The organism is Streptomyces lucensis JCM 4490, from assembly GCF_014650035.1.
Taxonomy (GTDB): Bacteria; Actinomycetota; Actinomycetes; order Streptomycetales; family Streptomycetaceae; genus Streptomyces; species Streptomyces lucensis.
In genome coordinates this window covers 622385-646378 of the sequence record NZ_BMUE01000003.1, presented here as the reverse complement: position 1 = coordinate 646378, position 23994 = coordinate 622385, and the positions used below count along the sequence as shown (strand labels likewise).

Sequence of the window (23994 nt, the reverse complement as noted above, 5' to 3'; positions counted from 1 at the left end):
CGTCCCATGATCGGACAGGGCGGGGCGGAACGCGCGGTGTCGCCGACCGGGGGGATCGCCCATGGGCGGACGCTCACAACCTTTCATAGAGGGCCGAGTGCTCCCTCAAGGGTAAAGGATGGGCAAAGAAGGCGGTGATCTCATCGCGTCAGAGGCTTGACCCACCGCCGCCAGCGCTCCTCGGGGCCGTACCCGGCCGCGGTCCAGGCGTGGTGGGCCGTCTCGTTGCGCACCAGCACCATGGCGTCCGCGCGCCGGCCGCCGAGCCGTACGAAACGCTCCTCGGCGGCGGCCAGCAGCGCCGAACCGATGCCCTGCCGCCGCCGGCCCGGGCTCACCGCGAGCCGGTACAGATGGCACCGCCAGCCGTCGAAGCCGGCGATCACGGTGCCGACCAGCTCGCCCTCCGACTCGGCCAGGAGCAGCGCCTCCGGGTCGCGGGCGACCAGCCGCTCCACCCCGGCGCGGTCGTCGCTGATGCTCGTGCCCTCGGCGGCGCTCCGCCAGAAGGCGAGCACCGCGTCGAGGTCGGCGTGGACGGCGGGGCGGACGCGCACATCAGTCATGTGATCATCGGAGCACGGTCGGCGTGGCCGGCCCCGGCATTTCCATCATGCGGACTCCTCGCGAAGCCGTTCCATCACCGGGGCGAACGCCTCCATCGACGGTTCCAGCACGGTCAGGTACGAGAACCCGAACCGCTCGCGCTGCGCCCGCACCTTGGCGACGACGTCGTCCAGCGGGCCGGCCAGCACGATGGGCAGCGCCAGGGCCTGCTCCAGGGTCAGTCCGGGCAGCCGCTCCAGCAGGGGCTTCAGCACCGGTCCGGGGTCGTCCGTGACGGCCACGAGCTGGATCAGCAGGTTCAGCTCGGCCGGTCGCGCGCGGCCCGCCGCCAGCCCGCGGTAGCGGGCCACCCGCTCGTCCAGCTCCTCGGCGGTCAGCGGCTGCAACGACCCCGCGGCGGCGCCGGGCCGGGCGCCGGTGAACGCGGCGATGTCCGCGTGCCCGGCGGTCAGGCGCAGCATCCGGTCGCCGTTGGCGCCGATCAGCAGCGGCACCCGGGGCTGGACGGGCCGCGGCGCGTGCTCCTCGGAGCCCAGCAGCCGGTCCAGTTCGACGACCGTGCGCCGCAGGTGGTCGACCCGCTCGCGCGGTGAGCCGAACGGCAGTCCGGCCGCCTCGTGCTCGGCCGGGACGTACCCCGTGCCGAGGCCGAGTTCGAGCCGGCCACCGGTCAGCGCGTCCGTCGTCGCCACCTCGCGGGCGAGCAGGGCCGGGTTCCAGAAGCCCGCGTTGAGCACGAAGGTGCCGAGCCGCGGCCGCTCGGTCGCCTCGGCGGCCGCGACCAGCGCCGGGAAGGGCGCGACCATGCCCAGGTGGTCGGGGACCAGGATCACGTCGTAGCCCAGCTCCTCGGCGCGACGGCACGTCGCCCGCCACTCGGCGCCGGGTGCGGGCGCGAGCAGATTGACCCCGAAACGGAACGGACGCGGCATGAACTCTCCTCCTGAGCACAGGACTTGCTCTGCACCGGTCATTCCATCACGCCCGCGGCACGCCCGACGCCCGCCGGAGAGCGCCGCGAGGGCCCGCGTCACTCGTGCGCGATCGCCGCCAGCACGTTCATCCGCGACGCCCGCAGCGCCGGCAGCAGGGCCGCCACGACGCCCACCACCGCCGAGCCGATCACCACCGTGACGAGCGTTCCCCAGGGGATCGCGAGCGCCGTCAGCCCGCGCAGGGCCAGCACCTGCTGCATGCACACCCCCCACACGAGCCCCAGACCCAGCCCCAGGACCGCGCCGAACACCGCGATCACCACCGACTCCAGCCGGATCATCCGGCGCAGCTGCCGCCGCCCCAGCCCGATCGCGCGCAGCAGCCCGATCTCCCGGGTGCGCTCCACCACCGACAGGGCGAGGGTGTTGACCACGCCGAGCACGGCGATGACGATCGCCAGCCCGAGCAGTGCGTACACGAGGTAGAGCAGGACGGCGATCTGGTCGTGGACCAGGTTCTTGTAGTCGCTCTGATCGCGCACCTGCACCTGCGGGAACGGCTTGAGCGCCCGCTCCAGGCGGGGGCGCAGCTCGGCCGCCGTCGTCCCGGGAGCCGTGTTGACGTACACCGCGGAGTCCTGACCGTGCGGGACGTACCTCTCCAGTGTGCGCAGGCCGAGGAAGACGCCGCCCTGCGTGCCGAACCCCCCGGCCGGCTCCTGCTCGGTGAGCGCCCCGACCGTCAGTTCCGCCCGGCGCCCGCCCGGGAACTCGACCGGGATCACGCCGCCGGTCCGGACGCCGTGGTCCCGCGCGAAGCCGGCGTCCATGCCGAGGCGCCCGTCCGCCAGCGCCTGCGCCGAACCACCGCGCGCGTAGGTGAGGTGCGCGACGTCGTCGAGCCGGGGCCCGTACCCGGTGGCGGTCGTCCTGACCCGCGTGCCGTCCGGCATCCGCACGGCGACGGGGCTGAGCCGCTGCCGTACGACGACGCCGGCGCCGGGCGTGCCGGCCACCCGGTCGGCGACCTCCTTCGTGAAGGGCGTGAAGCCGGCGCTCTGGACGATGAAGTCGGCGCCGAGTGTCCGGTCGATCCGCTGGTCGAACGACGCCGACAGGGAGGCGCTCGCCACCGACATCCCGCCGACCAGGGCCAGGCCCACCATCAGGGCGGCGGCCGTGGCGCCGGTGCGGCGGGGGTTGCGCAGGGCGTTGCGCCGGCTCATCCGGCCGACCGGGCCGAACACCAGGGGGAAGGCCGCGCCGAGCACCCGGATCACCGGCCGCACCAGCAGCGGTCCGGCGACGACGGTCGCGATCAGGGACAGCACCACGCCGAGCCCCAGCAGCGACGCCGCCTGTGCGGTCCGCGTGGCCGCCGTGCACCCGGCGAGCGCGGCCGCGCCGGCCGCCCCGACCACCGCGCCGGTGATCGCCCGCGCCCTCAGCGGCCTGCCCACCCCGGCCACTTCGGCGTCCGCGAGCGCCGCCATGGGCGAGACGGCCGCCGCGCGCCGCGCGGGCAGGTAGGCGGCCACGAAGGTGACGCCGAGGCCGACGGCGTACGCGGCGACGGGCGTCCCCCAGCCGATGACCGTCTCGGCGGCCCTCAGGTTCGTCCCGAACGCGCTCATCAGCCGGATCAGCCCGAGGGCCAGCCCGATCCCGGCCGCGAGGCCGAGGGTGGAACCGACCAGGCCCAGCAGCAGTGCCTCCGTGAGCACCGACCGGCGCACCTGCCGCCGGTCCGCGCCGAGTGCCCGCAGCAGGCCCAGTTCCCGGGTGCGCTGGGCGATCAGCATGGAGAAGGTGTTGACGATGAGGAAGACGCCGACCAGCACCGCGACGCCGGCGAAGCCCAGCATCACGTACTTGATCACGTCGAGGAAGGTGCCGAGGCCGGCCGAGGCCGACTTGGCCTGCTCGTCCGCGGTCCGCAGGTCGTAGGTGCCGGTGCCGATCGCCGCGCCGACGCGGCGCTGGAGCTGCGCGTCGGTCACGCCCCGCGCCGCGTCCACCGAGACGCTGGTCGCCCTGGCGGCGGACCCGAGCAGCTGCCGGCCGGCCACGGCCGGGTCCAGGAAGATCCGTGCGGCACCCGGGTTGGTCGTGGTGAAGGTGGCGATGCCGACGACACGGACGTCGAAGGTGCCCGGTTGTGCCTGCACGGTCAGCGTGTCGCCGATCCGTACGTGCTTCCGGCCGGCGGTGTCGGCGTCCAGCAGCGCCTCGCCCGCGCCGTGCGGCGCGTGACCGGAGGTCAGTTCCACCGGGCCGCGGCGGGTGGCGTACCAGGAGGCGGCGATGGTGGGCGCGCCGGTGGTCGGGCCGACGGACCTGTCGTGGCCGTCGACCACCACGACGTTCTGCACCGACACGTCCGCGTAGGCCCGGGCCACCCCGGGGACCACCGCCACCCGGTCCCGCAGCGCGGCCGGCAGGGTCTGCACCGCGCCCGTCGCCCGCGCCGCCCGCGGGTCCTCCTTGGGGCTCACGGTGACGTCGGCGGCGGTGGAGGCGAACAGCCGGTCGAAGGTGCGGCCGACGGTGTCGGAGAAGACCAGGCTGCCCGCGACGAAGGCCACGGACAGGAGCACGGCCACCGCGGACAGGGCCAGCCGCCCCTTGTGCGCGAGGAAGCTCCTCAGGGTCGCCTTGAGCACCGGGTCAGTCCTCCTGGGCGGCGACGACGCCGTCGCCGAGCCGGCCGCGGACCACGTCGAACCGCTTCATGCGCTCGAGCACGGCATCCGCCGTCGGCCGTTCCATCTCGTCCACGATCCGCCCGTCGGCGAGGAACAGCACCAGGTCGGAGTGGGCGGCGGCGCCCGGGTCGTGGGTGACCATGACGACGGTCTGGCCTAGGTCGTCCACCGCGCCGCGCAGGAAGCCCAGCACCTCCAGACCCGCCCGCGAGTCCAGGTTGCCGGTCGGCTCGTCGGCGAAGACCAGCTCGGGCCGGGAGGCCAGCGCCCGCGCGCAGGCGACGCGCTGCTGCTGACCGCCGGAGAGCTGCGCGGGCCGGTGCGTCAGGCGCCCGCGCAGTCCGAGGGCGTCGATGACCTGGTCCAGCCACCGCCGGTCGGGTTCGCGGCCCGCGATGTCCATCGGCAGGGTGATGTTCTCGGCGGCGGTCAGGGTCGGGATGAGGTTGAACGACTGGAACATGAACCCGATCCGGTCCCGCCTGAGCCGGGTCAGCTCCCGCTCCCTCAGCCCGGTGATCTCGGTGTCGCCGAGCCACACCTGACCGGCCGACACCGTGTCGAGGCCCGCCAGGCAGTGCATCAGCGTGGACTTCCCGGACCCGGAGGGGCCCATCACCGCGGTGAAGCGGTGCCGCGCGATGTCCACGTCGACCGAGTCCAGGGCGACCACGGCCGTCTCGCCGGAGCCGTAGGCCTTGGTCAGTGCGCGGGCCCGGGCCGCCACGCCACCGTCCGGGGGGAGTCCCGGGGCGTGCTCCGCAGCAGAAGTGGACAAGACCGCCTCCAGGTCGCCTCGACGTCCCGACTCCATGGCCCCCAGCCGAGCCTAGTGTGACGCCTCCCACGGCCGGAATCCCTCCTTGAGCCGGGGACACGCACCCGATGCCGGCGACTCCCGCCCGGTCCCTTGCCGCTGCCGGCGCTCCGGCGCAGTTCGCCCTCCGCGGTGGCCTACGCCTACCTGGTCGCGAGCGGCGAGAAGGCCGCCACCACGCGCGAACAGGTCCGGGACCTCGCCCGGCTGGTCAAGGACGGCGCGGCGAGCGTCGACGACATCGCGCGGGAACTGCGGCTGGAACCAGGGACCGCGGCCGGGGCCCGGGCGCGGCCGGGCCCGTGATCAGCGGGTGTCCGGCTCGTCCGGGCGCCAGGCGACGCCGAGCGCGCAGTACGAGGCCGGCAGCGCCGGACCCTCCTGCGGCAGCATCACCCGCCTGAGCGGTCCTAGCCGGAACCCGGCCTCGCGCAGCGCGGCCACCGGCTCGCGGGACAGGTGGCAGCCGCCGCTCAGCAGCGGCCACACGGTGCGGTCCAGGGTCTGCTGGGTCAGCGTCATCACCCGGCCGCCGTCCCGCCCGTGCTCGAAGAACCGCACCTCGCCGCCCGGCCGGAGCACCCGACGCACCTCGCCCAGTGCCCGCGTCACGTCCCGCACGCTGCACAGCACCAGCGACAGCACGGCCGCGTCGAAGGCCTCGCTCTTGACGGGCAGCGCCTCGGCCGCCCCCGGCACCACGTCCACCGGTACCTGCGCGCGCAGCGCCGCCCGCGACGCCAGCTTCCGCAGCAGCGGCTCCGGCTCGATGGCGACGACCTCCGCCACGGTGCCCGGATAGTGCGCGAAGTTCAGCCCGTTGCCCGCGCCGATCTCGATCACCCGCCCGGACAGCCCGGCGAGCAGCCGCTCGCGCACGCCGGCCATGCCGAGCCGGGTCTCGGCGCCCACACTGAGCCGGGCGTAGCAACGGGCGAACAGCGGATGGCGGACGGGACTCCGCGCCATCGTGCCGCTACCGGTCGACGACAACCGCATGACAACCTCCCCGGGGCCGCTCGGGCCCGCCTACGGTGAGTGTCCCCCGTACGGCTGTCCCGCACCCCCGCCGAACGGGGCAACCACCCGCGTCCGGGGCCGGAAGGGCGTCAGGGCGCCTGCCGGATGCGGAACGCCTCCGCTTCCCAGGTCCCGTCCAGCCGCGGCGCCAGCCAGCCCGGCGCCGCCGTGCGGAAGCCGGCGGGCGGCAGTGCCGCGGCCCCGGCGGGCAGCGCGCCGAGCAGCGGGGCGCCGGCGACCTCGGGCAGGTCGGCGACGTTGCAGCGGGCGGCGAGGTCCGGTTCCGTGGGCCAGCTGCCGATCACCACACCTGCCAACTCGATCTCCCGCCGTCGCAGTTCGCGCGCGGTCAGCTCGGTGGCGTTCAGGGTGCCCAGCCCGGCGGGGGTGACGACCAGCACCGGCGCGCTCAGCAGCCGGGCCACGTCGGCCAGCGTGCCGCCCGCCGCGTCGAACCGGACGAGCAGCCCGCCCGCCCCCTCGATCAGCACCAGATCGTGCTCGGTGGCCAGCTTGGCGGCCCGTTCGGCGACGTCGTGCGGGTGCACGGGCGTCATCCCGGCCCGCCGGGCCGCCGTGCCCGGCGCCAAGGGCTCGGGGTAGCGGGCCAGTTCGGTCGCCGTGACCGGGCCCGCGAGCCGCGCGACCTCCTCCGCGTCCCCGCGCTCGTCCGGCCCCACGCCCGTCTGCGCGGCCTTCAGCACCGCCACCGATCGCCCGGCCGCGAGCGCGGCGGCGGCGACGGCGGCGGTGGTGACGGTCTTGCCGATCTCCGTGCCCGTCCCTGTGATCACCAGTACCGGCATGTCATCCCTCCCGCGCCGCGGCGCACACCGCGCGCGCGATCCGTGCCACGTCCTCGTCCGAGGTGACGTACGGCGGCATCGTGTAGATCAGGTCGCGGAACGGGCGCAGCCACACGCCCTCCCGCACGGCCGCCCGGGTGGCGGCGGCCATGTCGACGTCGTGGTCGAGCTGGACGACCCCGATGGCGCCCAGCACACGCACGTCCAGGACCCCGGGCAGTTCCGCGGCCGGCGCGAGTCCCTCGCGCAGGGCCGTCTCGATCCGCTTGACCTCCGACAGCCAGTCCTGGCCGAGGAGCAGATCGAGGGAGGCGCAGGCCACCGCCGCGGCGAGCGGGTTGCCCATGAACGTCGGTCCGTGCGCCAGGACGGGCACCTCGCCGCGGGAGATGCCGTCGGCGACCCGCGCGGTGCACAGGGTGGCCGCCAGCGTCAGGTAGCCGCCGGTCAGCGCCTTGCCCACGCACATCACGTCCGGGGTGACACCCGCGTGGTCCGCCGCGAACAGCGCGCCGGTACGGCCGAAACCGGTGGCGATCTCGTCGAACACCAGCAGCACGTCGTGCGCGTCGCACGCCTCGCGCAGCACCCGCAGGTAGGCGGGGGAGTGGAAGCGCATGCCGCCCGCTCCCTGCACCACCGGCTCCACGATCACGGCGGCCAGCTCGTCCGCGTGCTCCGCGATCAGCGCGCGCAGCTGCGCGGCGTACGACTCCTCGTACTCCGCCGGCGGCGCGTCCGCGAAGACCTGGCGGGGCAGCACCCCGCTCCACAGCTGGTGCATCCCGCCCTCGGGATCGCACACCGACATGGGAGTCCAGGTGTCACCGTGGTAGCCGCCCCGCCAGGTCAGCAGCCGCTGTTTGCCGGCCCGGCCGAGCGAGCGCCAGTACTGCAGGCACATCTTGACCGCGACCTCGACCGACACCGAGCCCGAGTCGGCCAGGAACACGTGCTCCAGGCCATCGGGCGACATGTCGACAAGACGCTTCGCCAGCCGCACGGCGGGCTCGTGCGTGAGCCCGCCGAACATCACGTGGCTCATCCGGCCGAGCTGTTCCCGCGCGGCCTGGTTGAGCAGCGGGTGGTTGTAGCCGTGGATCGCCGACCACCAGGACGACATCCCGTCGACCAGCTCGCCGGAACCGTCCGCGAGCCGCAGCCGGACACCGCTCGCCGACTCCACGACGAGCGGTTCGGCGCGGCCGGGCATCGGGCCGTAGGGGTGCCAGACGTGCCGCCGGTCCAGCTCCAGCAGTTCGGGCACGCCCAGCCGGGGCAGGTCAGGCATTGGGCGCGAGGTCCGTTCCGGCGCCCCGGCGGCGGACCGCGACGAGGTCGGGACGCGGCTCGTTGGCGGCGGCGGAGGCCGTGCCGCACCCGTCCGCGCCCGCGTGCGAGCCGCACCCGTCCGCATCGGCGTGCGAGCCGCACCCGTTCGCGCCTTCGTGCGAGCCGCAGACGGATCCGCAGCCGGCGCTCTCGTGCGAGCCGCAGCCGCCCCCGGCGGCCGCGGCCCGGTGCTCCGGCAGCGTCACCTGGTCGGCGCCCTCCACCTCGAACCCGGCGTCCGCGATCATGTCCAGGTCGGCCTTGCCGGCCTGGCCCTCGCTGGTCAGGTAGTCGCCGAGGAAGATGGAGTTGGCCAGGTTCAGCGCGAGCGGCTGCATCGTGCGCAGGTGGACCTCGCGGCCGCCGGCGATGCGGACCTCCACGTCCGGGCAGACGAACCGGACCATCGCCAGGATGCGCAGGCAGCGCTGCGGGGTGAGGTTCCACTCCTTGGCGAGCGGAGTGCCCTCGAACGGGATGAGGAAGTTGACCGGCACCGAGTCCGGGTCCAGCTCACGCAGCGAGAAGACGACGTCGACCAGGTCCTCGTCGCTCTCGCCCATGCCCGCGATCAGGCCGGAGCAGGCGGACAGGCCGGCCGCGTGCGCCTTCTGCACCGTGTCCACCCGGTCGGCGTACGTGTGCGTGGTCGTGATGTCCCCGTACGTCCCCTCGGACGTGTTGAGGTTGTGGTTGTACGCGTCCGCGCCCGCCTCGCGCAGCTTCTCGGCCTGGCCGCCGGAGAGCAGGCCGAGGCAGGCGCACACCTCGACGTCCTCGTTCTGCTCCTTGATGGTCCTGATGGTCTCCGAGACCCGGTCCACGTCCCGGTCCGTCGGGCCGCGCCCGCTGGCCACCAGGCAGACGCGCTTGGCGCCTCCCGCCAGGCCGGCGGCGGCCGCCTGGGAGGCCTCGTCCGGCTTGAGCCAGGTGTACTTGAGGATGTCGGCCTTGGAGCCGAGCCGCTGGGAGCAGTAGGAGCAGTCCTCCGGGCACAGGCCCGACTTGAGGTTCACCAGATAGTTGAGTTTCACCCGTCGCCCGAACCAGTGTCGGCGCACCTTCCCGGCCGCGGCCACCACATCGAGCAGGTCGTCGTCGGAGGTGGCCAGAACGGCGAGTGCTTCCTCGCGGGTCGGCAGCTCGCGCCGAAGCCCCTTGTCCACCAGCGTGTTCAGCAGGTCCATGAGGTCCGATCCTGTCCTACGGGACCGCTCCCGGCCAAGGAGAGTTTGCACAACGGAGACGGTTCACCGTGTGGGTATCGCCACACCCTGGGCCGTCCGGGGTACCGCTAGGGTCTGTGCGCTACCTACAAAAGCACCGGAGGACCCATGGCGTTCGGCTGGATCGACGAACAGGCCGGGGCGCGCCGCCGTGCCGGTCTCGTACGGACCCTGCGCCCGCGCCCCGCCGACTCGCCGCTGCTGGACCTGGCGAGCAACGACTACCTGGGCCTGGCGCACCACCCCGAGGTCACCGAGGGCGCGGCCCGGGCCGCCCGGACCTGGGGCGGCGGTTCCACCGGCTCCCGGCTGGTCACCGGCACCACCGAGCTGCACACCGAGCTGGAGCGCGAGCTGGCCGCCTTCTGCGGCTTCGAGGCGGCCCTGGTCTTCTCCTCCGGCTACGCCGCCAACCTGGCCGCGGTCACCGCGCTCGGCCCGCACGGCTCCCTGATCGTCTCCGACGCGGGCAACCACGCCTCGCTCATCGACGGCTGCCGGCTCGCCCGGGGCGGCACCCAGGTCGTGGGGCACGCCGATCCCGAGTCCGTGCGCAAGGCCCTGGCCACGCACGAGGGGACGGCGATCGTCGTCTCCGACACGGTCTTCTCCGTCGACGGGGACCAGGCGCCGCTGGCCGCGCTGGCCGAGGCGTGCCGCGAGCACGGCGCCGGGCTGGTGGTGGACGACGCCCACGGCCTCGGCGTGCTGGGCGACGGCGGCCGGGGCGCGCCGTACGCGGCCGGGCTCGCGGGGGCCGGCGACGTGGTGGCGACGGCCACCCTGTCCAAGTCGCTGGGCAGTCAGGGCGGTGTGGTGCTCGGTCCCGCCCGGGTGATCGACCATCTGGTCAACGCGGCCCGGACGTTCATCTTCGACACCGGTCTCGCTCCCGCGGCGGCCGGTGCCGCCCTGGCCGCGCTGCGGCTGCTCGTGCGCGAGCCGCGGCGCGCGGCACGGGCCCGCGAGGTGGCCGCGGAGCTGCACGCACGGCTGACCACCGCGGGCCTGGAGGCGGTACGTCCGGACGCCGCGGTGGTCTCGGTGCGGGCTCCGTCCCCGGAGCAGGCCGTGCGCTGGGCGGCCGACTGCCGAACGGCAGGGCTGGCCGTGGGCTGCTTCCGTCCTCCTTCCGTGCCCGACGGCATCTCGCGGCTGAGGCTGACCGCCCGTGCGGACCTCTCCGGGACCGAGATCGAACGCGCTGTACGTGTGATCGGCGAGACGCGACCATGAGTCGGCGTGACACGGCCGTGTGTCGCACGAGATTGGCGAAAAAACTGACGAGAAACCGACGAGAAATTGACGAGAGCGGACGAGGTGGGACGGGAGCGGGCGAGACTGATCGGCTCTGATCAGCGTCGGCCGGTCGGCAGCGGACCGGACGCGGTCACCGCAGCGCGGTGACGAATCCCGACCAGCTCTCCGGGGAGAAGAGCAGCGCGGGTCCGGCCGGGTTCTTGGAGTCGCGCACGGCGAGCAGCCCGGCCCGCGGGCCGACGTGCGGCCTCGCCGTCTCCACGCAGTTGTTGGCTCCGGTGCTGTGGCTGCTGCGCAGCCAGCGCACGTCATTGAGGTCGGTACTGGCAGGTACGTTCCGAGGCAGTGCGGTCATGGTGCCTCCCTACGCGCCGTCACCTATTCCGGCGATGTAGTCCAACGATTCCTCGGGTGAAAGGGCGTGGAACTGAAGGGTGTCGAAGGCCTCTGAGTAGGCCACCAGGTCTTCTTTCCGTTCCAGGTAGAGGCTACTCGCCAACTGGTCAAGGACAACTACGTCCAGATCAGAAGTGCTCGGAAATGAGAAAATAACGAAAGGCCCGGTGAGGCCGATATGTGCTCCCGCCGTGAACGGCAGAACCTGGAGCCGTACCTGGGGCAGCCTGGCCGCCTCGGTCAGCCGCTCCAGTTGCCGGGCCATCACCTCGGGACCGCCGACCTCGCGCCGCAGCACCGCCTCGTCGAGTACCGCGTTCAGTTCGAGCGGTGGGTCCGAACGCAGCACGTCCTGCCGGGCGAGGCGCACCTCCACCAGCCTGTCCAGGCGTTCCTCGTCCACGTCCTTCACGGCCGCCCGGGTCACCGCGCGGGCGTATTCGGCCGTTTGCAGCAGGCCGGGCACGACCGTGGTCTCCAGGGTGCGCATCGCGCTCGCCTGCGACTCCAGGCTGATGAAATCCCGGTACGTGGGCGGAAGCACCCCGCGGTAGGCATGCCACCAGCGGTCGCGGCCACCGGCGTCCTCGGCCCCCGCCAGCATCATCAGCAGCTCGCGCAGCTGGCCGTCCCGCACCGCGTAGGCGTCCAGCAGTAAGCGCAGGTCGTCCGCTTTCACGCCGCTGGCGCCGGTCTCGATGCGGCTGACTTTCGACTGGTGCCAGCCGACCAGTTGGGCCGCCTCGCCGCTCGTGAGTCCGGCGCCGGTACGCAGCGTGCGCAGTTCGGCGCCCAGTTTGCGGCGGCGCACCGCCGGACCGTTCTGCATGGGCCCCTCCTTTACTCCTGACGGGCCGCCCCAATACGGTCTCGCGTCGCAGAGTTCACCGCTTCGAGCGACAGATATATGCATAACCAGGTGGATCGCTCCCCGTGACCGGCCCGGTGATGGCAGGCTGACGAGGAAGCACCAGACCGGGACCGTACTCGAACCATCAGCTCCGTGTGGACTGCGGTCCCGTGGGAAAGGGACGACGTCGCCATGGCAGACCATCTGGAAGCATCCGTCACTCTGCCGAGCGATCCCGCCTCGGTCTCCGCCGCCCGCACCTACGTCGTGGGAACCCTCGCGGAGTGGGGTCTGTCGTCGGACACCGAAGCGGCCGACACCGTACGGCTCATCGTCTCCGAACTCGCCACCAACGCCGTGCAGCACACGTTCGGCCAGTCACCCACCTTCACGGTCGACATCGCGCTGGACCGTGACGAACACCTGCGCATCGGCGTCACGGACGGCCACCCCCGCTTCCCCAAGAGACTGCCCGCCGCGGTCCAGCAGGACAACGGCCGCGGCATGGTGATCATCCGCTGTCTCACCGCCGAGTGCGGCGGCAGACTCCGCGTCCGCCCCACCCGCGAGGGCGGCAAGACGGTCTTCATCGAACTCCCCTGGACCCTCACGACCGATCCCGCCACGCCGCCGGGCCGGCCGTAGGACTCCTGGCTGGCCACAGGACTGCGGGCCGGCCGCAGGATTCCGGGCCGGCCGCCGCCCTCCGGGCCGAGGGGGCTGTCCGCCCGGGGTGAGAGACCGGACGGTGGCGGGCCGGGGCGAGAGGCCGGACGGTGGCGGGTCCGGGAGCGGCGGGCGTGGGTGGACCGCCGCGGACGGGCCGGGCGGCCGCAGGCGCCCTGTGAGGGGGCGGAAGCAGGAGGAGACGTGCCGAGCGGCGGCGGGTCGGCGGACGGCCCGCGGACGGGTGGCCGGCACGCGCCGGCGTGCCCCACAGGATTCCGCGGGTCTCCGAGGGCCCTCGGACGCCCGCCCCGCCGGAAGCGCCCCGCGGCGAGGCCGGGAAGGCGCCCGCGCCGGGGCGTCCCGCCGGTGACGCCGGCGGTGCCGGGAGCGGCCCGCTGCCGGAGCCGCTCCCGCCTTGACGAAGGGTCAGCTGACCCGGCCGTACCAGACGCTCTTGGTCCAGAGCTTCTGCAGCTTCACCACGTCACCGGTCTTGGGGGCGTGCCAGATCTTGTTGTGGCCCGCGTAGATGCCGACGTGGTAGACGCTGGAACCGTAGTGGAAGAAGACCAGGTCGCCGGCCTTGCGGTTCCTGGCGGAGATGTGGTGCGTCTTGTTGTACTGCTGGGCGGCGGTACGCGGCAGCTTCTTGCCCGCCTTCTTGAACGAGTACAGCGTGAGTCCCGAGCAGTCGAACCTGCGCGGCCCGGTGGCCCCCCAGGCGTAGGGCGCGCCCTTCTTGGAGGCCGCGACCTTGAGGGCTTTCGCCGCCACGGTCGCCGCCGAGGCCTCGGTGGCGAGGCCGGGCACCGCGATCGAGCCGCCCACGGCGGCGAGAGTGAGTGCCGAGGCCGTGCCGGCCCGGGCCATCAGCGACGGGACACGATTGAGCGCAGTCATGCGCAACCCTTCGTCAGCCGCCTGTGAAGGATGACCTGTCGGATTCGGGCTGGCGAAGTTGCCCGGCCGCGTTGCCGCGGCTTCACCCCAAGGGTTTCCGGAACATCGGGCCGTCTGCAGGGTGCAGACGGACATCCGTTCCGGCGACCCGTCATGCTCGGGTCCTCCACTCCTGCCGATCCACTCCTGTCGACCGGTCATCCGGGCGGCGGCAGGACTCGGCGTCCGCCCGGACCGCCCCGCCGCTGTGGCGGGGGCTTGTCGTCAGCAAGGGATCTTCACCCACAGCTGTCTGAAAATCCCAACGGAACCGGGGATTTGTGGCGTTACTCACCACTCACCCGTTCGGGTGGACAGCGTTGCGTTCGAGGCACCGTCAGTTCCCCGACGTAGCCCCCGAGCTGGGGCGGAGCACCCCTGCGGCGGTCCCGGAGCCCCCGGTCGCGCAACTCGGGAGCCCCGGAAAACGATCTGGATATACACCGGTCGGTGGTAAGTCGTTCGGGCCGTTTCAAGTCGGGCCCGGAACACGTGTGGACGCAGAGGACCCGTCGCTCCGGAACGTGTGTCCGCGTCAGCCGCCGCAGTCGGGCGGGAGCGTGACGCGCGCGGCGCGGCGCTCACCGTCCAGCACCCGCAGAGCCCGTGCCAGCGTGTCCCCGTGCAGCTCCGTCTCGCCCCGCTGGTGCATCACCGTGAGCGCGTCGCACAACCGCGCCGCCTTGTGCACCAGGGCCTGCGCCGCCCGCAGGGCGCGGTAGGTGTCGCCGTCCCGTGCCGGGTTGATCCGGCCCAGCAGGTCGATCGCCTCCAGGTACCGGTCGATCAGTTCGCCCTCGGCGCGCGTCAGGGCGGGCAGCGGCGGCAGCTCCGGCGGCAGCATCCGCGCTCACCCCGATTCCGGTGCGCCGGGCATGCTCCGGCGGCTGGGCACGACGGCGTCGACCAGGCCGTGGGCCAGCGCTCCCGGGGCGTCCAGGACCAGGTCCCGTTCCAGGTCCCCGCGCACCTGCTCCGCCGTGCGCCCCGTGTGCCGTACGAGCATCCGTTCCACCAGGTCCCGGGTCCGGGTCAGTTCACGGGCCTGGATCACGAGGTCGTCCGGCTGACCGTGCACCGGCTCGGGCAGGGCCGGCTGGGTGATCACCACGCGTGCCCCCGGCAGCGTGAACCGCTTGCCCGGTGTGCCGGCCGCGAGCAGGACTGCGGCGACGGAGGCGGCCTGCCCCAGGCAGTAGGTCGCCACGTCGCACCCGACGTACCGCATCGTGTCGTAGATCGCCGTCATCGCGTCGAACGAACCCCCCGGGGAGTTGACGTACAGCGTGATGTCCCGCTCCGGGGCGGCGTGTTCCAGGTACATGAACTGCGCCGTCACGTCGCTCGCCGCTGCGGCGTCGACCGGCGTCCCGAGGAAGACCACCCGCTCCTCGAAGAGCCTGCCGTAGGGATCGAGCGTGCGCGCCCCCGTTCCGGTGCGGTCGGTGAACTCGGGCAGGACGTGACGGGCGGACGGTCGGGACACGGGCATACCCCTCCTCACGCCGGGGCCCCTCGTGGGCCCGGCATCTGTAAAAAATGTACAGGACGTACGTGACGTTATGATGGGGGTATGGCCTACGAGATTCCGGTGACGCAAGCCAGGGCTGAACTCGCCGACCTGATCAACCGGGTGGTGTACGGCGGTGAACGCGTCGTCGTGACGCGTCACGGCAAGCCGCTGGTCGCGCTGGTCTCGGCCGCCGACATGGAACGCCTCGACGCGCTGGACGCCCTCGACGAGCCGGCCGAGGAGCAGATCGTCAGCACGGTGTCGCGGATCCACGAGGGCGGTTCCGCCGCCCGTGAACGGCACCGCTTCGGCATAGCGGCGGAACACCGCCGGCCCGGCGCGCCGTGAGCGGAGCCGGTAGGCGGGAGCCCATCGCGCGGTCATGGGCGGATCAAGGCCCGGTTAACGTCGTTGAAACTCCGGGGAACTAGCCTGCCGATCCACGCCACCAGGGGTTTTTCTGCCCGTGTTGCTCGCGATCGGGTCAATTGTCTGTGTGTTACACCTATCCCGTCGTGGTGGCTGCGGCGACCGGACCCCGCACGGTCCGGAGCGAGGGACTGTGAGGTGGGACGTGCAACTGACCCCGCACGAGCAAGAGAGGCTGCTGATCCACGTGGCGGCCGACGTGGCCGAGAAGCGAAGGGCGCGCGGGCTGAGGCTCAACCACCCGGAGGCGATCGCCTACATCACGTCGCACATCCTGGAGGGCGCGCGTGACGGTCGCACCGTCGCCGAGCTGATGTCCTCCGGCCGCAAGCTCCTCACGAGGGACGACGTCATGGACGGGGTCCCGGAGATGATCCACGACGTCCAGGTGGAGGCCACCTTCCCGGACGGCACCAAGCTCGTCACCGTCCACGAGCCGATCATCTGAGGGGGGCGCGTCGTGATTCCCGGAGAGATCCTGTTCGCGGACGAGCCCGTTCTGTGCAACGAGGGCCGCGCGGTCACCCGCCTGACCGTGCTCAACGCCGCCGACCGGCCCGTGCAGGTCGGCTCCCACTACCATTTCGCCGAGGCCAATCCCGGCCTGGAGTTCGACCGCGCCGCCGCCCGCGGCAAGCGGCTGAACGTCGCCGCCGGTACCGCCGTGCGCTTCGAACCGGGCATTCCCGCCGCGGTGGAACTCGTGCCCCTGGCCGGCGCCCGCATCGTGCCGGGCCTGCGCGGGGAGACGGGAGGCGCCCTCGATGCCTGAACTCTCCCGCGCCGCCTACGCCGACCTGTTCGGCCCCACCACCGGCGACCGCATCCGGCTCGCCGACACCGATCTGCTGATCGAGATCGAGGAGGACCGCTCGGGCGGCCCCGGAACCTCCGGCGACGAGGCCGTCTTCGGTGGCGGCAAGGTCGTCCGCGAGTCGATGGGCCAGTCCCGGGCCACCCGGGCCGAGGGCACCCCCGACACCGTGATCACCGGGGCCGTCGTCGTCGACCACTGGGGCGTCGTCAAGGCCGACGTCGGCGTCCGGGACGGCCGGATCACCGCCCTCGGCAAGGCCGGCAACCCCGACACCATGGACGGCGTCCATCCGGACCTGGTCATCGGTCCCGAGACCGAGATCATCGCCGGCAACGGGCGCATCCTCACAGCCGGCGCCATCGACGCGCACGTCCACTTCATCTGCCCGCGGATCGCCGACGAGGCGCTGGCCTCCGGAATCACCACCCTGGTCGGCGGCGGCACCGGTCCGGCCGAGGGGTCCAAGGCGACCACCGTGACGCCCGGCCCGTGGCACCTGGCCCGCATGCTGGAGGCGATGGAGGCGTACCCGGTCAACGTCGGCCTCCTCGGCAAGGGCAACACCGTCAGCCACGAGGCGATGCTCTCCCAGATCCGCGGCGGCGCCGTCGGCCTCAAGCTGCACGAGGACTGGGGCTCCACCCCCGCCGTCATCGACGCCGCGCTCACCGTCGCCGACCGCACCGGCGTCCAGATCGCCATCCACACGGACACCCTGAACGAGGCGGGCTTCGTCGGCGACACCCTCGCCGCGATCGCGGGCCGGGGCATCCACACGTACCACACCGAGGGCGCCGGCGGCGGCCACGCCCCGGACATCATGACCGTGGTCTCCCGGCCCAACGTGCTGCCCAGCTCCACCAACCCGACCCGGCCGTTCACCGTCAACACCGCCGAGGAACACCTCGACATGCTGATGGTCTGCCACCACCTCAACGCGGCGGTCCCGGAGGACCTGGCGTTCGCCGAGTCCCGGATCCGGCCCTCCACCATCGGCGCGGAGGACGTCCTGCACGACCTCGGCGCGATCTCGATCATCTCCTCCGACTCCCAGGCCATGGGCCGCGTCGGGGAGGTCGTCCTGCGCACCTGGCAGACGGCGCACGTGATGAAGGGCCGTCGCGGGGCGCTGCCGGGCGACGGTCGCGCGGACAACCACCGGGTACGGCGCTACGTCGCCAAGTACACGATCAACCCGGCGCTCGCCCAGGGCCTCGCCGCCGAGATCGGCTCCGTCGAGACCGGCAAGCTCGCCGATCTGGTGCTGTGGGAGCCGGCGTTCTTCGGGGTCAAACCGCTCCTCGTCCTCAAGGGCGGGCAGATCGCGTACGCGCAGATGGGCGACGCCAACGCCTCCATCCCGACCCCGCAACCGGTCCTGCCCCGCCCGATGTACGGCGCGATCGGCCGCGCCCCGGCCGCCAACTCCGTCAACTTCGTCGCCCCGGCGGCGGTCGAGGACGGGCTGCCGGAGCGGCTGCGCCTCGGCAAGCGGTTCGCGGTGATCGAGTCGACGCGCCGGGTCACCAAGGCCGACATGCGTGAGAACGACGCCCGGCCGGACGTCCGGATCGACCCCGACAGCTTCGCCGTGCACATCGACGGCGAGCTGGTGGAGGCGACACCGGCGGCCGAACTGCCCATGGCCCAACGCTACTTCCTCTTCTGAGGGGGCGCGATGTCACGGGCGGCACTGCTCGTCCTGGCCGACGGCCGCTTCCCCGCCGGAGGGCACGCCCACTCCGGCGGGGCGGAGGCCGCCGTCAAGGCGGGCCGGATCACCTCCGCCGCGACCCTGGAGGACTTCTGCCGCGGGCGGCTGCACACCGCCGGGCTGGTGGCGGGCGCGCTCGCGGCGGCGGCCGTACTGGGCGTCGAGCCCGCCGCGCTGGACGCGGCGGCCGACGCCCGCACGCCGTCCCCGGCCCTGCGCAACGCCGCGCGCCGGCTCGGGAGGCAACTGACGCGTGCCGCGCGGGCCTGCTGGCCGTCGCCCGAACTGGAAGCGCTGGCAGGGGAGTTTCCCAGAGGCGCGCACCAGCCGGTCGTGCTCGGCCTCGCCGCCCGGGCGGCCGGCCTCGCCCCCGGGGACGCCGCGTACTGCGCGGCGTACGAGTGCGTGAGCGGGCCGGCGACGGCCACGGTGCGTCTGCTGAGCCTCGACCCGTTCGACGCGACCGGTGTGCTGGCGCGGCTGGCGCCGGAGCTGGACCGGGTCGTGGACCGCGCGGTGGAGGCGGCACGGCGGGCGGCCGACGAGGGCGTCGGCGCGTTGCCCGCCGCGTCCGGACCCCTGCTGGAGAGCGGTGCGGAGTGGCACGCGGCCTGGTCCGTACGTCTCTTCGCCTCCTGACCCGGGGACTTCGCCCCCTGACCCCTGTCCCGGCCGACCCCTGGAGCCGCCGTATGCACCTCGATCACCACCGTCACGGCCCCGCCGCCGTGAGCGCCGACGCACACCGGCCCGACGGCTCACACCGTGCCCTGCGCATCGGGCTCGGCGGGCCGGTCGGGTCCGGGAAGACGGCGACCGTCGCCGCGCTGTGCCGGGAACTGCGCGCCGAGCTGTCCCTGGCCGTCGTCACCAACGACATCTACACCCGCGAGGACGCCGAGTTCCTGCTCCGTGAGGCCGTGCTGCCGCCCGAGCGGATCACCGCCGTCGAGACCGGCGCCTGCCCGCACACCGCGATCCGCGACGACATCTCCGCAAACCTCGAAGCCGTCGAGGACCTGGAGGACACGGTCGGCCCGCTGGACCTGATCCTTGTCGAGTCCGGCGGGGACAATCTGACCGCCACCTTCTCCAAGGGCCTCGTGGACGCGCAGATCTTCGTGATCGACGTGGCCGGCGGCGACGACATCCCCCGCAAGGGCGGCCCAGGCGTCACCATGGCCGACCTGCTGGTCGTGAACAAGACCGACCTGGCCCCCCACGTCGGCTCCGACCTCGCCCGGATGGCCGCCGACGCGAAGGCGCAACGGTCCGAACTGCCGGTGATCCTGCAGTCCTTGCGCGGTGGAAGCGGGGTCGCCGACGTGGCCGCGTGGGTCCGGGAGCGGCTCGCCGCGTGGACGGCGTGACGGCCGCCGGGGTACGGGCGAGCTCACGGATCGTCGCCCGCGCCGACGGCCGCGGCGGCACGGCGCTGCCGGTGCTGGACGGCGAGGGCCCGCTGGCCCTGCGCCGCACCCGGGCGAGCGGCGGCGAGGCGAAGGTCATGGTCGTCGGCGCGATGAGCGGCCCGCTCGGCGGCGACCGGTTCACGCTGGCCGCGCGGGTGGAGGAAGGCGCCCGGCTGCACGTCGGATCGGCCGCCGCCACGCTCGCGCTGCCGGGTCAGACCAAGCACGAGGCCCGCTACGACGTGCGGCTCGACGTGGCGGACGGCGGCGAACTGCACTGGCTGCCCGAGCAGTTGATCTCGGCCCACGGCAGCGAACTGCAGGTCGCCACGCGGGCCGAACTCGGCGCCGGGGCACGGCTCGTGCTGCGCGAGGAACAGGTGCTCGGGCGGGCCGGGGAGGTCCCCGGGAGGCTCACCAGCCGGCTGACCGTGCGCGTCGCCGGCCGGTGCGTGCTCGACCAGGAACTGGCCTGCGGACCCGGTGCTCCCGGCGGCTGGGACGGCCCCGCCGTGCTCGCCGGGCATCGCGCGGTGGGGCAACTGCTCGTGGCCCGACCGGAGTTCGCTGAACGGCCGCCGATCGCCCGCATGCTGGGGGAGTGTGCCGCGCTGATGCCGCTGGCCGGGCCGGCCGTGCTCGTCAGTGCCGTGGCGCCCGACGCCCTCCTCCTGCGCGGGCTGCTGGACGAGGCACTGGCCCTGCTCGGCCCGTGACCGGGGCTTTTCCGTACCGACCCGATGGCCCGTCACCTCCGTTCCGCTCAGCGGGACATGATCATCCGGTTATCGGATTGGTAAAGATGGGCGGCGAACCCTGTTCTCGGACGGCTCACAGCCGAGAGGATCCCCGCCTGACCACTCGCAGCGAGTCACGCGGAGGGCCCCCTTGAGGGAGAACAGACCGAAGAGCCGCCTGCTGGCGCTCGGTTCGGCCGGAGCACTCGTCACCGCCACCCTGATCGCCGGTGTCGTGTCGGCGCCCGCCGCCGGTGCCGCCGCCCGGCCCGCCCAGGACCGGGAGGCCAAGGGCGCCGAGATCGCGGCCGCCCGCGCCGCCAAGGCCGGCGTCCACTGGCAGGACTGCCCCGAGGACTGGGGGCTGGAGAAGCCCATCCAGTGCGGCTGGGTCAGCGTGCCGCTCGACTACGCCCGCCCCTACGGCAAGCAGATCAAGCTCGCCGTGGACCGCATCGGCAACACGGGCACCAAGAAGGAGCGGCAGGGCGCGCTCGTCTACAACCCGGGCGGCCCCGGCGGCTCCGGCCTGCGCTTCCCGCGCCGCGTCACCACGAAGAACGCCGTCTGGGCGAACGTCGCCAAGGCCTACGACTTCGTCGGGTTCGACCCGCGCGGCGTCGGCCACTCGGCGCCCATCTCCTGCATCGACCCGCAGGAGTTCGTCAAGGCCCCCAAGGCCGACCCGGTGCCCGACACCGAGGCCGACAAGACCGCGCAGCGCAAGCTGGCCCGCCAGTACGCCGAGGGCTGCGGCAAGCGCAGCGGCACCATGCTGCCGCACATGACCACGCCGAACACCGCCCGCGACCTGGACGTCGTCCGCGCCGCGCTCGGCGAGCGGAAGCTCAACTACCTCGGCGTCTCCTACGGCACCTACCTCGGCGCCGTCTACGGCACCCTCTTCCCGGGCCACCTGCGCCGCATGGTCGTCGACAGCGTGGTCAGCCCCTCCCGCGACAAGATCTGGTACCAGGCCAACCTGGACCAGGACGTCGCCTTCGAGGGCCGCTGGAAGGACTGGCAGGACTGGGTCGCCGCGAACGACGCCGCCTTCCACCTCGGCACCACCCGTGCCGCCGTCCAGGACAAGTGGCTCCAGCTGCGCGCCACCGCCAAGAAGAACCCGATCGGCGGAGTCGTCGGCCCGGCCGAGCTGATCTCCTTCTTCCAGAGCGCGCCTTACTACGACTCCTCGTGGGTGCCGGTCGCGACGGTCTTCAGCAAGTACTACGCCGGTGACACCCAGGCGCTCGTCGACGCGGCGGCCCCGGACCTCTCGGACACCGCGGGCAACATCGCCTCGGAGAACAGCAACGCCGTCTACACGGCCGTCGAGTGCACCGACGCCAAGTGGCCGACCAGCTGGCGCAAGTGGGACCGGGACAACACCCGGCTCCACAAGGACCACCCGTTCATGACCTGGGCCAACGCCTGGATGAACCTCCCGTGCGCCACGTGGCCGGTCAAGCAGCAGACGCCGCTCGAGGTCAGGACGCACAAGGGCCTGCCGCAGGTGCTGATCGTGCAGTCCACCCGGGACGCCGCCACCCCGTACGGCGGCGCCGTCGAGCTGCACAAGCGCTTCAAGGGCTCCCGCCTGATCACCGAGAAGGACGCGGGCTCCCACGGCGTCACCGGCCTGGTCAACCCCTGCATCAACCAGCGCGTCGACGCCTACCTGCTCGACGGCCGGCTGGACCGCTCGGACGTGACCTGCGCACCGCACGCCACGCCGAAGCCGTAACCCGGACCGGGACACGATGAGGGGCGGCCGGTCTTCCCGGCCGCCCCTCGCTCATGTCCCCGGCCACCAGGCGTCCTCCGCCGCGTAGTCGAACAGGTCGCCGTAGGCGCGGACCATCTTCGGGAACGCCTCCCGCCAGTCGCCCCCCGCGAGCCGGCGCTCGATCCACGCGACGGTCTCCGGCAGGGACTCGGCGTACCCCACCACCGGGCGGTAGCCCAGTTCGCGTTCCGCCGCCGTCATGTCCGCCACGACCGGGTACGGCACCGACCACGGCGTCTCGCCCACCCCCGGCGCCGGGGGAGCGCCCTCGACCAGGACCGTCTCGTTCGTCACGCCCATCACCGCGTCTACGGCGGCGGCGATCGCGGCGACGGTGGGCGCCTCGCCGTCGCAGGCGTTCAGCACCCGGGCGCCGGGCCGGGCCGCGGCCAGCCGGACCAGTTCCGCGATGTTGTGCACGCTCGCCGGGTGGAAGCGGCTCCCGCCGCCGTACGCGAGCACGCGCCGGCCCCGCCGGTCCAGGTTCCGCTTGACGAAGTACAGCTCGCGCGGGCTGCGGCAGAACGGCCCGTGGACCGCGCCCGCCCGCAGCACGGTGGCCGGCAACCGGTCGCCCGCCGTGAGGAGTTCACGCTCCAGCGCGATCTTGCGGGTGCTGTAGGTGGCCTCACCCGCGGCCACCGTCCGCTGGGTCTCCGGTATGGGCACGGGATACCCGGGGAAGCCGTCCGGTTCCGTCTGGGTGTCGAAGCCGCGGCCCCTGGCGTCCTCGTACACCGACACGCTGGAGACGACCACGACGGATCCGATCCGGCCGGCGAGAGCGAGCAACTGCCGGGCGTGCGCGGCGTCGTAGGCCACGACGTCGACCAGCACGTCGCATCCCTCGCCGACCACCCCGGCCAGCGCCCGCCCGTCCTCCCGGTCGAGCCGTACCGCCCGCACCTCCCCGGGCCAGGACGCGTCCCGGCCTCCGCCCCGCGAGGCGGCCGTCACCTCCCAGCCGTCCCGGGCCAGCGCCGCCACCGTCGCACGCCCGATCTGCCCCGTCGCCCCGATCACCACAGCACGCTTCATGCCGCGACCGTACGGCCACCGGGGCGCCGGCCGCGCCGCCTTCTGCCGACGGCAGAGGATCAGCCGAGCGGCGCCCGCGGCAACCGCCGCTCCCGGCCCTTCCGCGCCGCCTGCCGCTCCTTGACCACCGCCGCGTACTCGTCGACGTACTCCTGCTCGGACAGCGTCAGGATGGCGTACATGATCTCGTCGGTGACGGCGCGCAGGACCGCCTTCTCGTTCTCCAGGCCGGCGTACCGGGAGAAGTCGAGCGCCTTGCCGAAACGGATGGTCACCGGGCGGATCCGCGGGACCACCTTGCCCGGCGGCTGCGCCTCGAAGGTGCCGATCATCGCGCACGGCACGACCGGCACCCCGGCCTTCAGCGCCATCACGGCGACGCCCACCTTGCCCTTGTAGAGCCTGCCGTCGTGCGAGCGGGTGCCCTCCGGGTAGATGCCGAGCAACTCGCCCCGGTGCAGCACCCCGAGGCCCTCGCGGATCGCGGCCCGGCCCGCCTCCTTCCCGGAGCGGTCCACCGGGATCTGGCCGGCGCCGCGGAAGAAGAAGGCGGTGAGCCGGCCCTTGACGCCCGGCCCGGTGAAGTACTCCGCCTTGGCGAGGAAGGTGATGCGGCGCTTCAGGATCGCCGGCATCAGGAAGTGGTCCGAGAAGGACAGGTGGTTGCCGGCGACGATCGCGGCGCCCTCGTCGGGCACGTGCTCCAGCCCCTCGATCCGGGGCCGGAACACCAGCCTGAGCAGGGGGCCCAGCAGCACGTACTTGAGCAGGTAGTAGAACACGGCTCGTTCCTCACTCTAGCGGGACCGCTGCTGACCAGGTGTCACGCGGGCGTGCACGGATCGCGGAAGGCGCCCTCACGCACACCTGTAGTACATCTGTAACCGTGTGTCCACGTGCTCATGCTGGCCCCTCGTCACGTGGTGTGACGGGGAGCTGACGCACCGCTGCCCGCGGCCGGGCGGGACTGTCCCCCGGCAGGGCGCTTCGGGCATTCTGTCCTCCATGGTCAGGAGCAAGGAA

At 73.1% G+C, this 23994-nt stretch carries 25 protein-coding genes, 1 pseudogene and 1 riboswitch; of the genes and pseudogenes, 11 read left to right on the top strand and 15 right to left on the bottom strand.

Annotated elements, in window-relative coordinates; translation table 11 throughout:
- Positions 1 to 140: 140 nt before the first annotated feature.
- The 4 genes from IE177_RS10790 to IE177_RS10775 form a co-directional block, all read right to left on the bottom strand.
- Positions 141 to 566 (bottom strand): GNAT family N-acetyltransferase, encoded by a 426-nt coding sequence (locus tag IE177_RS10790; protein ID WP_190014977.1) that lies wholly within the window; start codon positions 564 to 566, stop codon positions 141 to 143.
- 45 nt (positions 567 to 611) lie between these two features.
- Positions 612 to 1499, bottom strand: coding sequence for an LLM class F420-dependent oxidoreductase (locus tag IE177_RS10785; protein WP_190014976.1), 888 nt, complete (start codon positions 1497 to 1499; stop codon positions 612 to 614).
- A gap of 98 nt (positions 1500 to 1597) precedes the next feature.
- A complete protein-coding gene (locus IE177_RS10780; protein ID WP_190014975.1) occupies positions 1598 to 4165 on the bottom strand; it encodes an ABC transporter permease in 2568 nt (855 codons plus the stop codon).
- A 4-nt stretch (positions 4166 to 4169) separates the two neighbouring features.
- Positions 4170 to 4985, bottom strand: coding sequence for an ABC transporter ATP-binding protein (locus IE177_RS10775; protein ID WP_190014974.1), 816 nt, complete (start codon positions 4983 to 4985; stop codon positions 4170 to 4172).
- Between the two features lie 138 nt (positions 4986 to 5123).
- On the opposite strand from IE177_RS10775, the pseudogene IE177_RS10770 reads away from it, so the two are divergent.
- Positions 5124 to 5330 (top strand): annotated as a pseudogene (locus IE177_RS10770) (hypothetical protein); the annotation flags it as partial.
- Here IE177_RS10770 and IE177_RS10765 read toward each other — a convergent pair.
- The 4 genes from IE177_RS10765 to bioB all read right to left on the bottom strand — a co-directional run bounded on the left by IE177_RS10765 (position 5331) and on the right by bioB (position 9369).
- Complete coding sequence (locus IE177_RS10765) at positions 5331 to 6023, bottom strand: class I SAM-dependent methyltransferase (RefSeq protein ID WP_190014973.1); 693 nt, start codon at positions 6021 to 6023, stop codon at positions 5331 to 5333.
- Between the two features lie 110 nt (positions 6024 to 6133).
- Positions 6134 to 6850 (bottom strand): dethiobiotin synthase, encoded by a 717-nt coding sequence (gene bioD, locus IE177_RS10760; RefSeq protein ID WP_190014972.1) that lies wholly within the window; start codon positions 6848 to 6850, stop codon positions 6134 to 6136.
- 1 nt (position 6851) lies between these two features.
- On the bottom strand, positions 6852 to 8141 hold the full coding sequence (locus tag IE177_RS10755) for an adenosylmethionine--8-amino-7-oxononanoate transaminase (RefSeq protein ID WP_190014971.1): 1290 nt from the start codon (positions 8139 to 8141) through the stop codon (positions 6852 to 6854).
- Positions 8134 to 9369, bottom strand: a complete 1236-nt coding sequence (bioB, locus tag IE177_RS10750) for a biotin synthase BioB (protein ID WP_190014970.1) — start codon at positions 9367 to 9369, stop codon at positions 8134 to 8136. Before bioB ends, IE177_RS10755 begins: the two co-directional genes overlap by 8 nt.
- 147 nt (positions 9370 to 9516) lie before the next feature.
- On the opposite strand from bioB, the gene IE177_RS10745 reads away from it, so the two are divergent.
- On the top strand, positions 9517 to 10644 hold the full coding sequence (locus IE177_RS10745; RefSeq protein WP_190014969.1) for an 8-amino-7-oxononanoate synthase: 1128 nt from the start codon (positions 9517 to 9519) through the stop codon (positions 10642 to 10644).
- 154 nt (positions 10645 to 10798) lie between these two features.
- Here the strand turns inward: IE177_RS10745 and IE177_RS10740 are convergent, their stop codons facing one another.
- Together IE177_RS10740 and IE177_RS10735 are read right to left on the bottom strand one after the other, a co-directional pair.
- A complete protein-coding gene (locus IE177_RS10740) occupies positions 10799 to 11023 on the bottom strand; it encodes a DUF397 domain-containing protein (RefSeq protein WP_190014968.1) in 225 nt (74 codons plus the stop codon).
- A gap of 9 nt (positions 11024 to 11032) precedes the next feature.
- Positions 11033 to 11893 carry a helix-turn-helix domain-containing protein gene (locus IE177_RS10735; RefSeq protein ID WP_190014967.1) on the bottom strand — a complete coding sequence of 287 codons (861 nt, stop codon included), beginning with the start codon at positions 11891 to 11893 and terminating at the stop codon, positions 11033 to 11035.
- Between the two features lie 213 nt (positions 11894 to 12106).
- Here IE177_RS10735 and IE177_RS10730 point away from each other — a divergent pair, with 213 nt between their 5' ends.
- Positions 12107 to 12559 carry an ATP-binding protein gene (locus IE177_RS10730; protein ID WP_190014966.1) on the top strand — a complete coding sequence of 151 codons (453 nt, stop codon included), beginning with the start codon at positions 12107 to 12109 and terminating at the stop codon, positions 12557 to 12559.
- A 450-nt stretch (positions 12560 to 13009) separates the two neighbouring features.
- Here IE177_RS10730 and IE177_RS10725 read toward each other — a convergent pair whose 3' ends face one another.
- The 3 genes from IE177_RS10725 to IE177_RS10715 form a co-directional block, all read right to left on the bottom strand.
- Positions 13010 to 13483 (bottom strand): C40 family peptidase, encoded by a 474-nt coding sequence (locus tag IE177_RS10725; RefSeq protein ID WP_190014965.1) that lies wholly within the window; start codon positions 13481 to 13483, stop codon positions 13010 to 13012.
- Positions 13484 to 13486: 3 nt separating this feature from the next.
- A riboswitch (cyclic di-AMP (ydaO/yuaA leader) is annotated at positions 13487 to 13639 on the bottom strand.
- A gap of 418 nt (positions 13640 to 14057) precedes the next feature.
- Positions 14058 to 14366: a hypothetical protein gene (locus IE177_RS10720; protein ID WP_190014964.1), complete on the bottom strand. Its 309-nt coding sequence runs from the start codon at positions 14364 to 14366 to the stop codon at positions 14058 to 14060.
- Positions 14367 to 14372: 6 nt separating this feature from the next.
- Positions 14373 to 15008, bottom strand: a complete 636-nt coding sequence (locus tag IE177_RS10715) for an ATP-dependent Clp protease proteolytic subunit (protein WP_190014963.1) — start codon at positions 15006 to 15008, stop codon at positions 14373 to 14375.
- Between the two features lie 87 nt (positions 15009 to 15095).
- Here IE177_RS10715 and IE177_RS10710 point away from each other — a divergent pair, with 87 nt between their 5' ends.
- The 8 genes from IE177_RS10710 (at position 15096) to IE177_RS10675 (ending at position 21891) form a co-directional block, all read left to right on the top strand.
- Positions 15096 to 15383 (top strand): type II toxin-antitoxin system Phd/YefM family antitoxin, encoded by a 288-nt coding sequence (locus IE177_RS10710; protein ID WP_190014962.1) that lies wholly within the window; start codon positions 15096 to 15098, stop codon positions 15381 to 15383.
- A 226-nt stretch (positions 15384 to 15609) separates the two neighbouring features.
- Positions 15610 to 15912 (top strand): urease subunit gamma, encoded by a 303-nt coding sequence (locus IE177_RS10705; protein ID WP_190014961.1) that lies wholly within the window; start codon positions 15610 to 15612, stop codon positions 15910 to 15912.
- Between the two features lie 12 nt (positions 15913 to 15924).
- The gene (locus IE177_RS10700) at positions 15925 to 16236 is read left to right on the top strand and encodes an urease subunit beta (protein ID WP_190014960.1); all 312 of its coding nucleotides are present in this window, start codon (positions 15925 to 15927) and stop codon (positions 16234 to 16236) included.
- Complete coding sequence (locus IE177_RS10695; protein ID WP_190014959.1) at positions 16229 to 17950, top strand: urease subunit alpha; 1722 nt, start codon at positions 16229 to 16231, stop codon at positions 17948 to 17950. The genes IE177_RS10700 and IE177_RS10695 overlap by 8 nt, the downstream gene beginning before the upstream one ends.
- Before the next feature lie 9 nt (positions 17951 to 17959).
- Positions 17960 to 18634: an urease accessory protein UreF gene (locus IE177_RS10690; RefSeq protein ID WP_190014958.1), complete on the top strand. Its 675-nt coding sequence runs from the start codon at positions 17960 to 17962 to the stop codon at positions 18632 to 18634.
- Positions 18635 to 18687: 53 nt separating this feature from the next.
- On the top strand, positions 18688 to 19365 hold the full coding sequence (ureG, locus tag IE177_RS10685; protein ID WP_190014957.1) for an urease accessory protein UreG: 678 nt from the start codon (positions 18688 to 18690) through the stop codon (positions 19363 to 19365).
- Complete coding sequence (locus IE177_RS10680; protein ID WP_190015122.1) at positions 19362 to 20123, top strand: urease accessory protein UreD; 762 nt, start codon at positions 19362 to 19364, stop codon at positions 20121 to 20123. The genes ureG and IE177_RS10680 overlap by 4 nt, the downstream gene beginning before the upstream one ends.
- 172 nt (positions 20124 to 20295) lie before the next feature.
- Entirely contained in the window at positions 20296 to 21891 is a 1596-nt protein-coding gene (locus IE177_RS10675; RefSeq protein ID WP_190014956.1) for an alpha/beta hydrolase, read from the top strand.
- A gap of 51 nt (positions 21892 to 21942) precedes the next feature.
- On the opposite strand, the gene IE177_RS10670 is transcribed toward IE177_RS10675, so the two are convergent.
- Together IE177_RS10670 and IE177_RS10665 are read right to left on the bottom strand one after the other, a co-directional pair.
- Positions 21943 to 22971, bottom strand: coding sequence for an NAD-dependent epimerase/dehydratase family protein (locus IE177_RS10670; RefSeq protein WP_229815985.1), 1029 nt, complete (start codon positions 22969 to 22971; stop codon positions 21943 to 21945).
- Between the two features lie 59 nt (positions 22972 to 23030).
- A complete protein-coding gene (locus IE177_RS10665) occupies positions 23031 to 23753 on the bottom strand; it encodes a lysophospholipid acyltransferase family protein (RefSeq protein WP_190014955.1) in 723 nt (240 codons plus the stop codon).
- Positions 23754 to 23994: the final 241 nt, after the last annotated feature.

Bases quoted from the DNA above. Each gene is read 5' to 3' on its own strand.
- IE177_RS10790 (WP_190014977.1), bottom strand. From the start codon at position 566: ATGACTGATGTGCGCGTCCGCCCCGCCGTCCACGCCGACCTCGACGCG.
- IE177_RS10785 (WP_190014976.1), bottom strand. From the start codon at position 1,499: ATGCCGCGTCCGTTCCGTTTCGGGGTCAATCTGCTCGCGCCCGCACCC.
- IE177_RS10765 (WP_190014973.1), bottom strand. From the start codon at position 6,023: ATGCGGTTGTCGTCGACCGGTAGCGGCACGATGGCGCGGAGTCCCGTC.
- bioD (WP_190014972.1), bottom strand. From the start codon at position 6,850: ATGCCGGTACTGGTGATCACAGGGACGGGCACGGAGATCGGCAAGACC.
- IE177_RS10755 (WP_190014971.1), bottom strand. From the start codon at position 8,141: ATGCCTGACCTGCCCCGGCTGGGCGTGCCCGAACTGCTGGAGCTGGAC.
- bioB (WP_190014970.1), bottom strand. From the start codon at position 9,369: ATGGACCTGCTGAACACGCTGGTGGACAAGGGGCTTCGGCGCGAGCTG.
- IE177_RS10745 (WP_190014969.1), top strand. From the start codon at position 9,517: ATGGCGTTCGGCTGGATCGACGAACAGGCCGGGGCGCGCCGCCGTGCC.
- IE177_RS10740 (WP_190014968.1), bottom strand. From the start codon at position 11,023: ATGACCGCACTGCCTCGGAACGTACCTGCCAGTACCGACCTCAATGAC.
- IE177_RS10735 (WP_190014967.1), bottom strand. From the start codon at position 11,893: ATGCAGAACGGTCCGGCGGTGCGCCGCCGCAAACTGGGCGCCGAACTG.
- IE177_RS10730 (WP_190014966.1), top strand. From the start codon at position 12,107: ATGGCAGACCATCTGGAAGCATCCGTCACTCTGCCGAGCGATCCCGCC.
- IE177_RS10725 (WP_190014965.1), bottom strand. From the start codon at position 13,483: ATGACTGCGCTCAATCGTGTCCCGTCGCTGATGGCCCGGGCCGGCACG.
- IE177_RS10720 (WP_190014964.1), bottom strand. From the start codon at position 14,366: ATGCTGCCGCCGGAGCTGCCGCCGCTGCCCGCCCTGACGCGCGCCGAG.
- IE177_RS10710 (WP_190014962.1), top strand. From the start codon at position 15,096: ATGGCCTACGAGATTCCGGTGACGCAAGCCAGGGCTGAACTCGCCGAC.
- IE177_RS10695 (WP_190014959.1), top strand. From the start codon at position 16,229: ATGCCTGAACTCTCCCGCGCCGCCTACGCCGACCTGTTCGGCCCCACC.
- IE177_RS10690 (WP_190014958.1), top strand. From the start codon at position 17,960: ATGTCACGGGCGGCACTGCTCGTCCTGGCCGACGGCCGCTTCCCCGCC.
- ureG (WP_190014957.1), top strand. From the start codon at position 18,688: ATGCACCTCGATCACCACCGTCACGGCCCCGCCGCCGTGAGCGCCGAC.
- IE177_RS10670 (WP_229815985.1), bottom strand. From the start codon at position 22,971: ATGAAGCGTGCTGTGGTGATCGGGGCGACGGGGCAGATCGGGCGTGCG.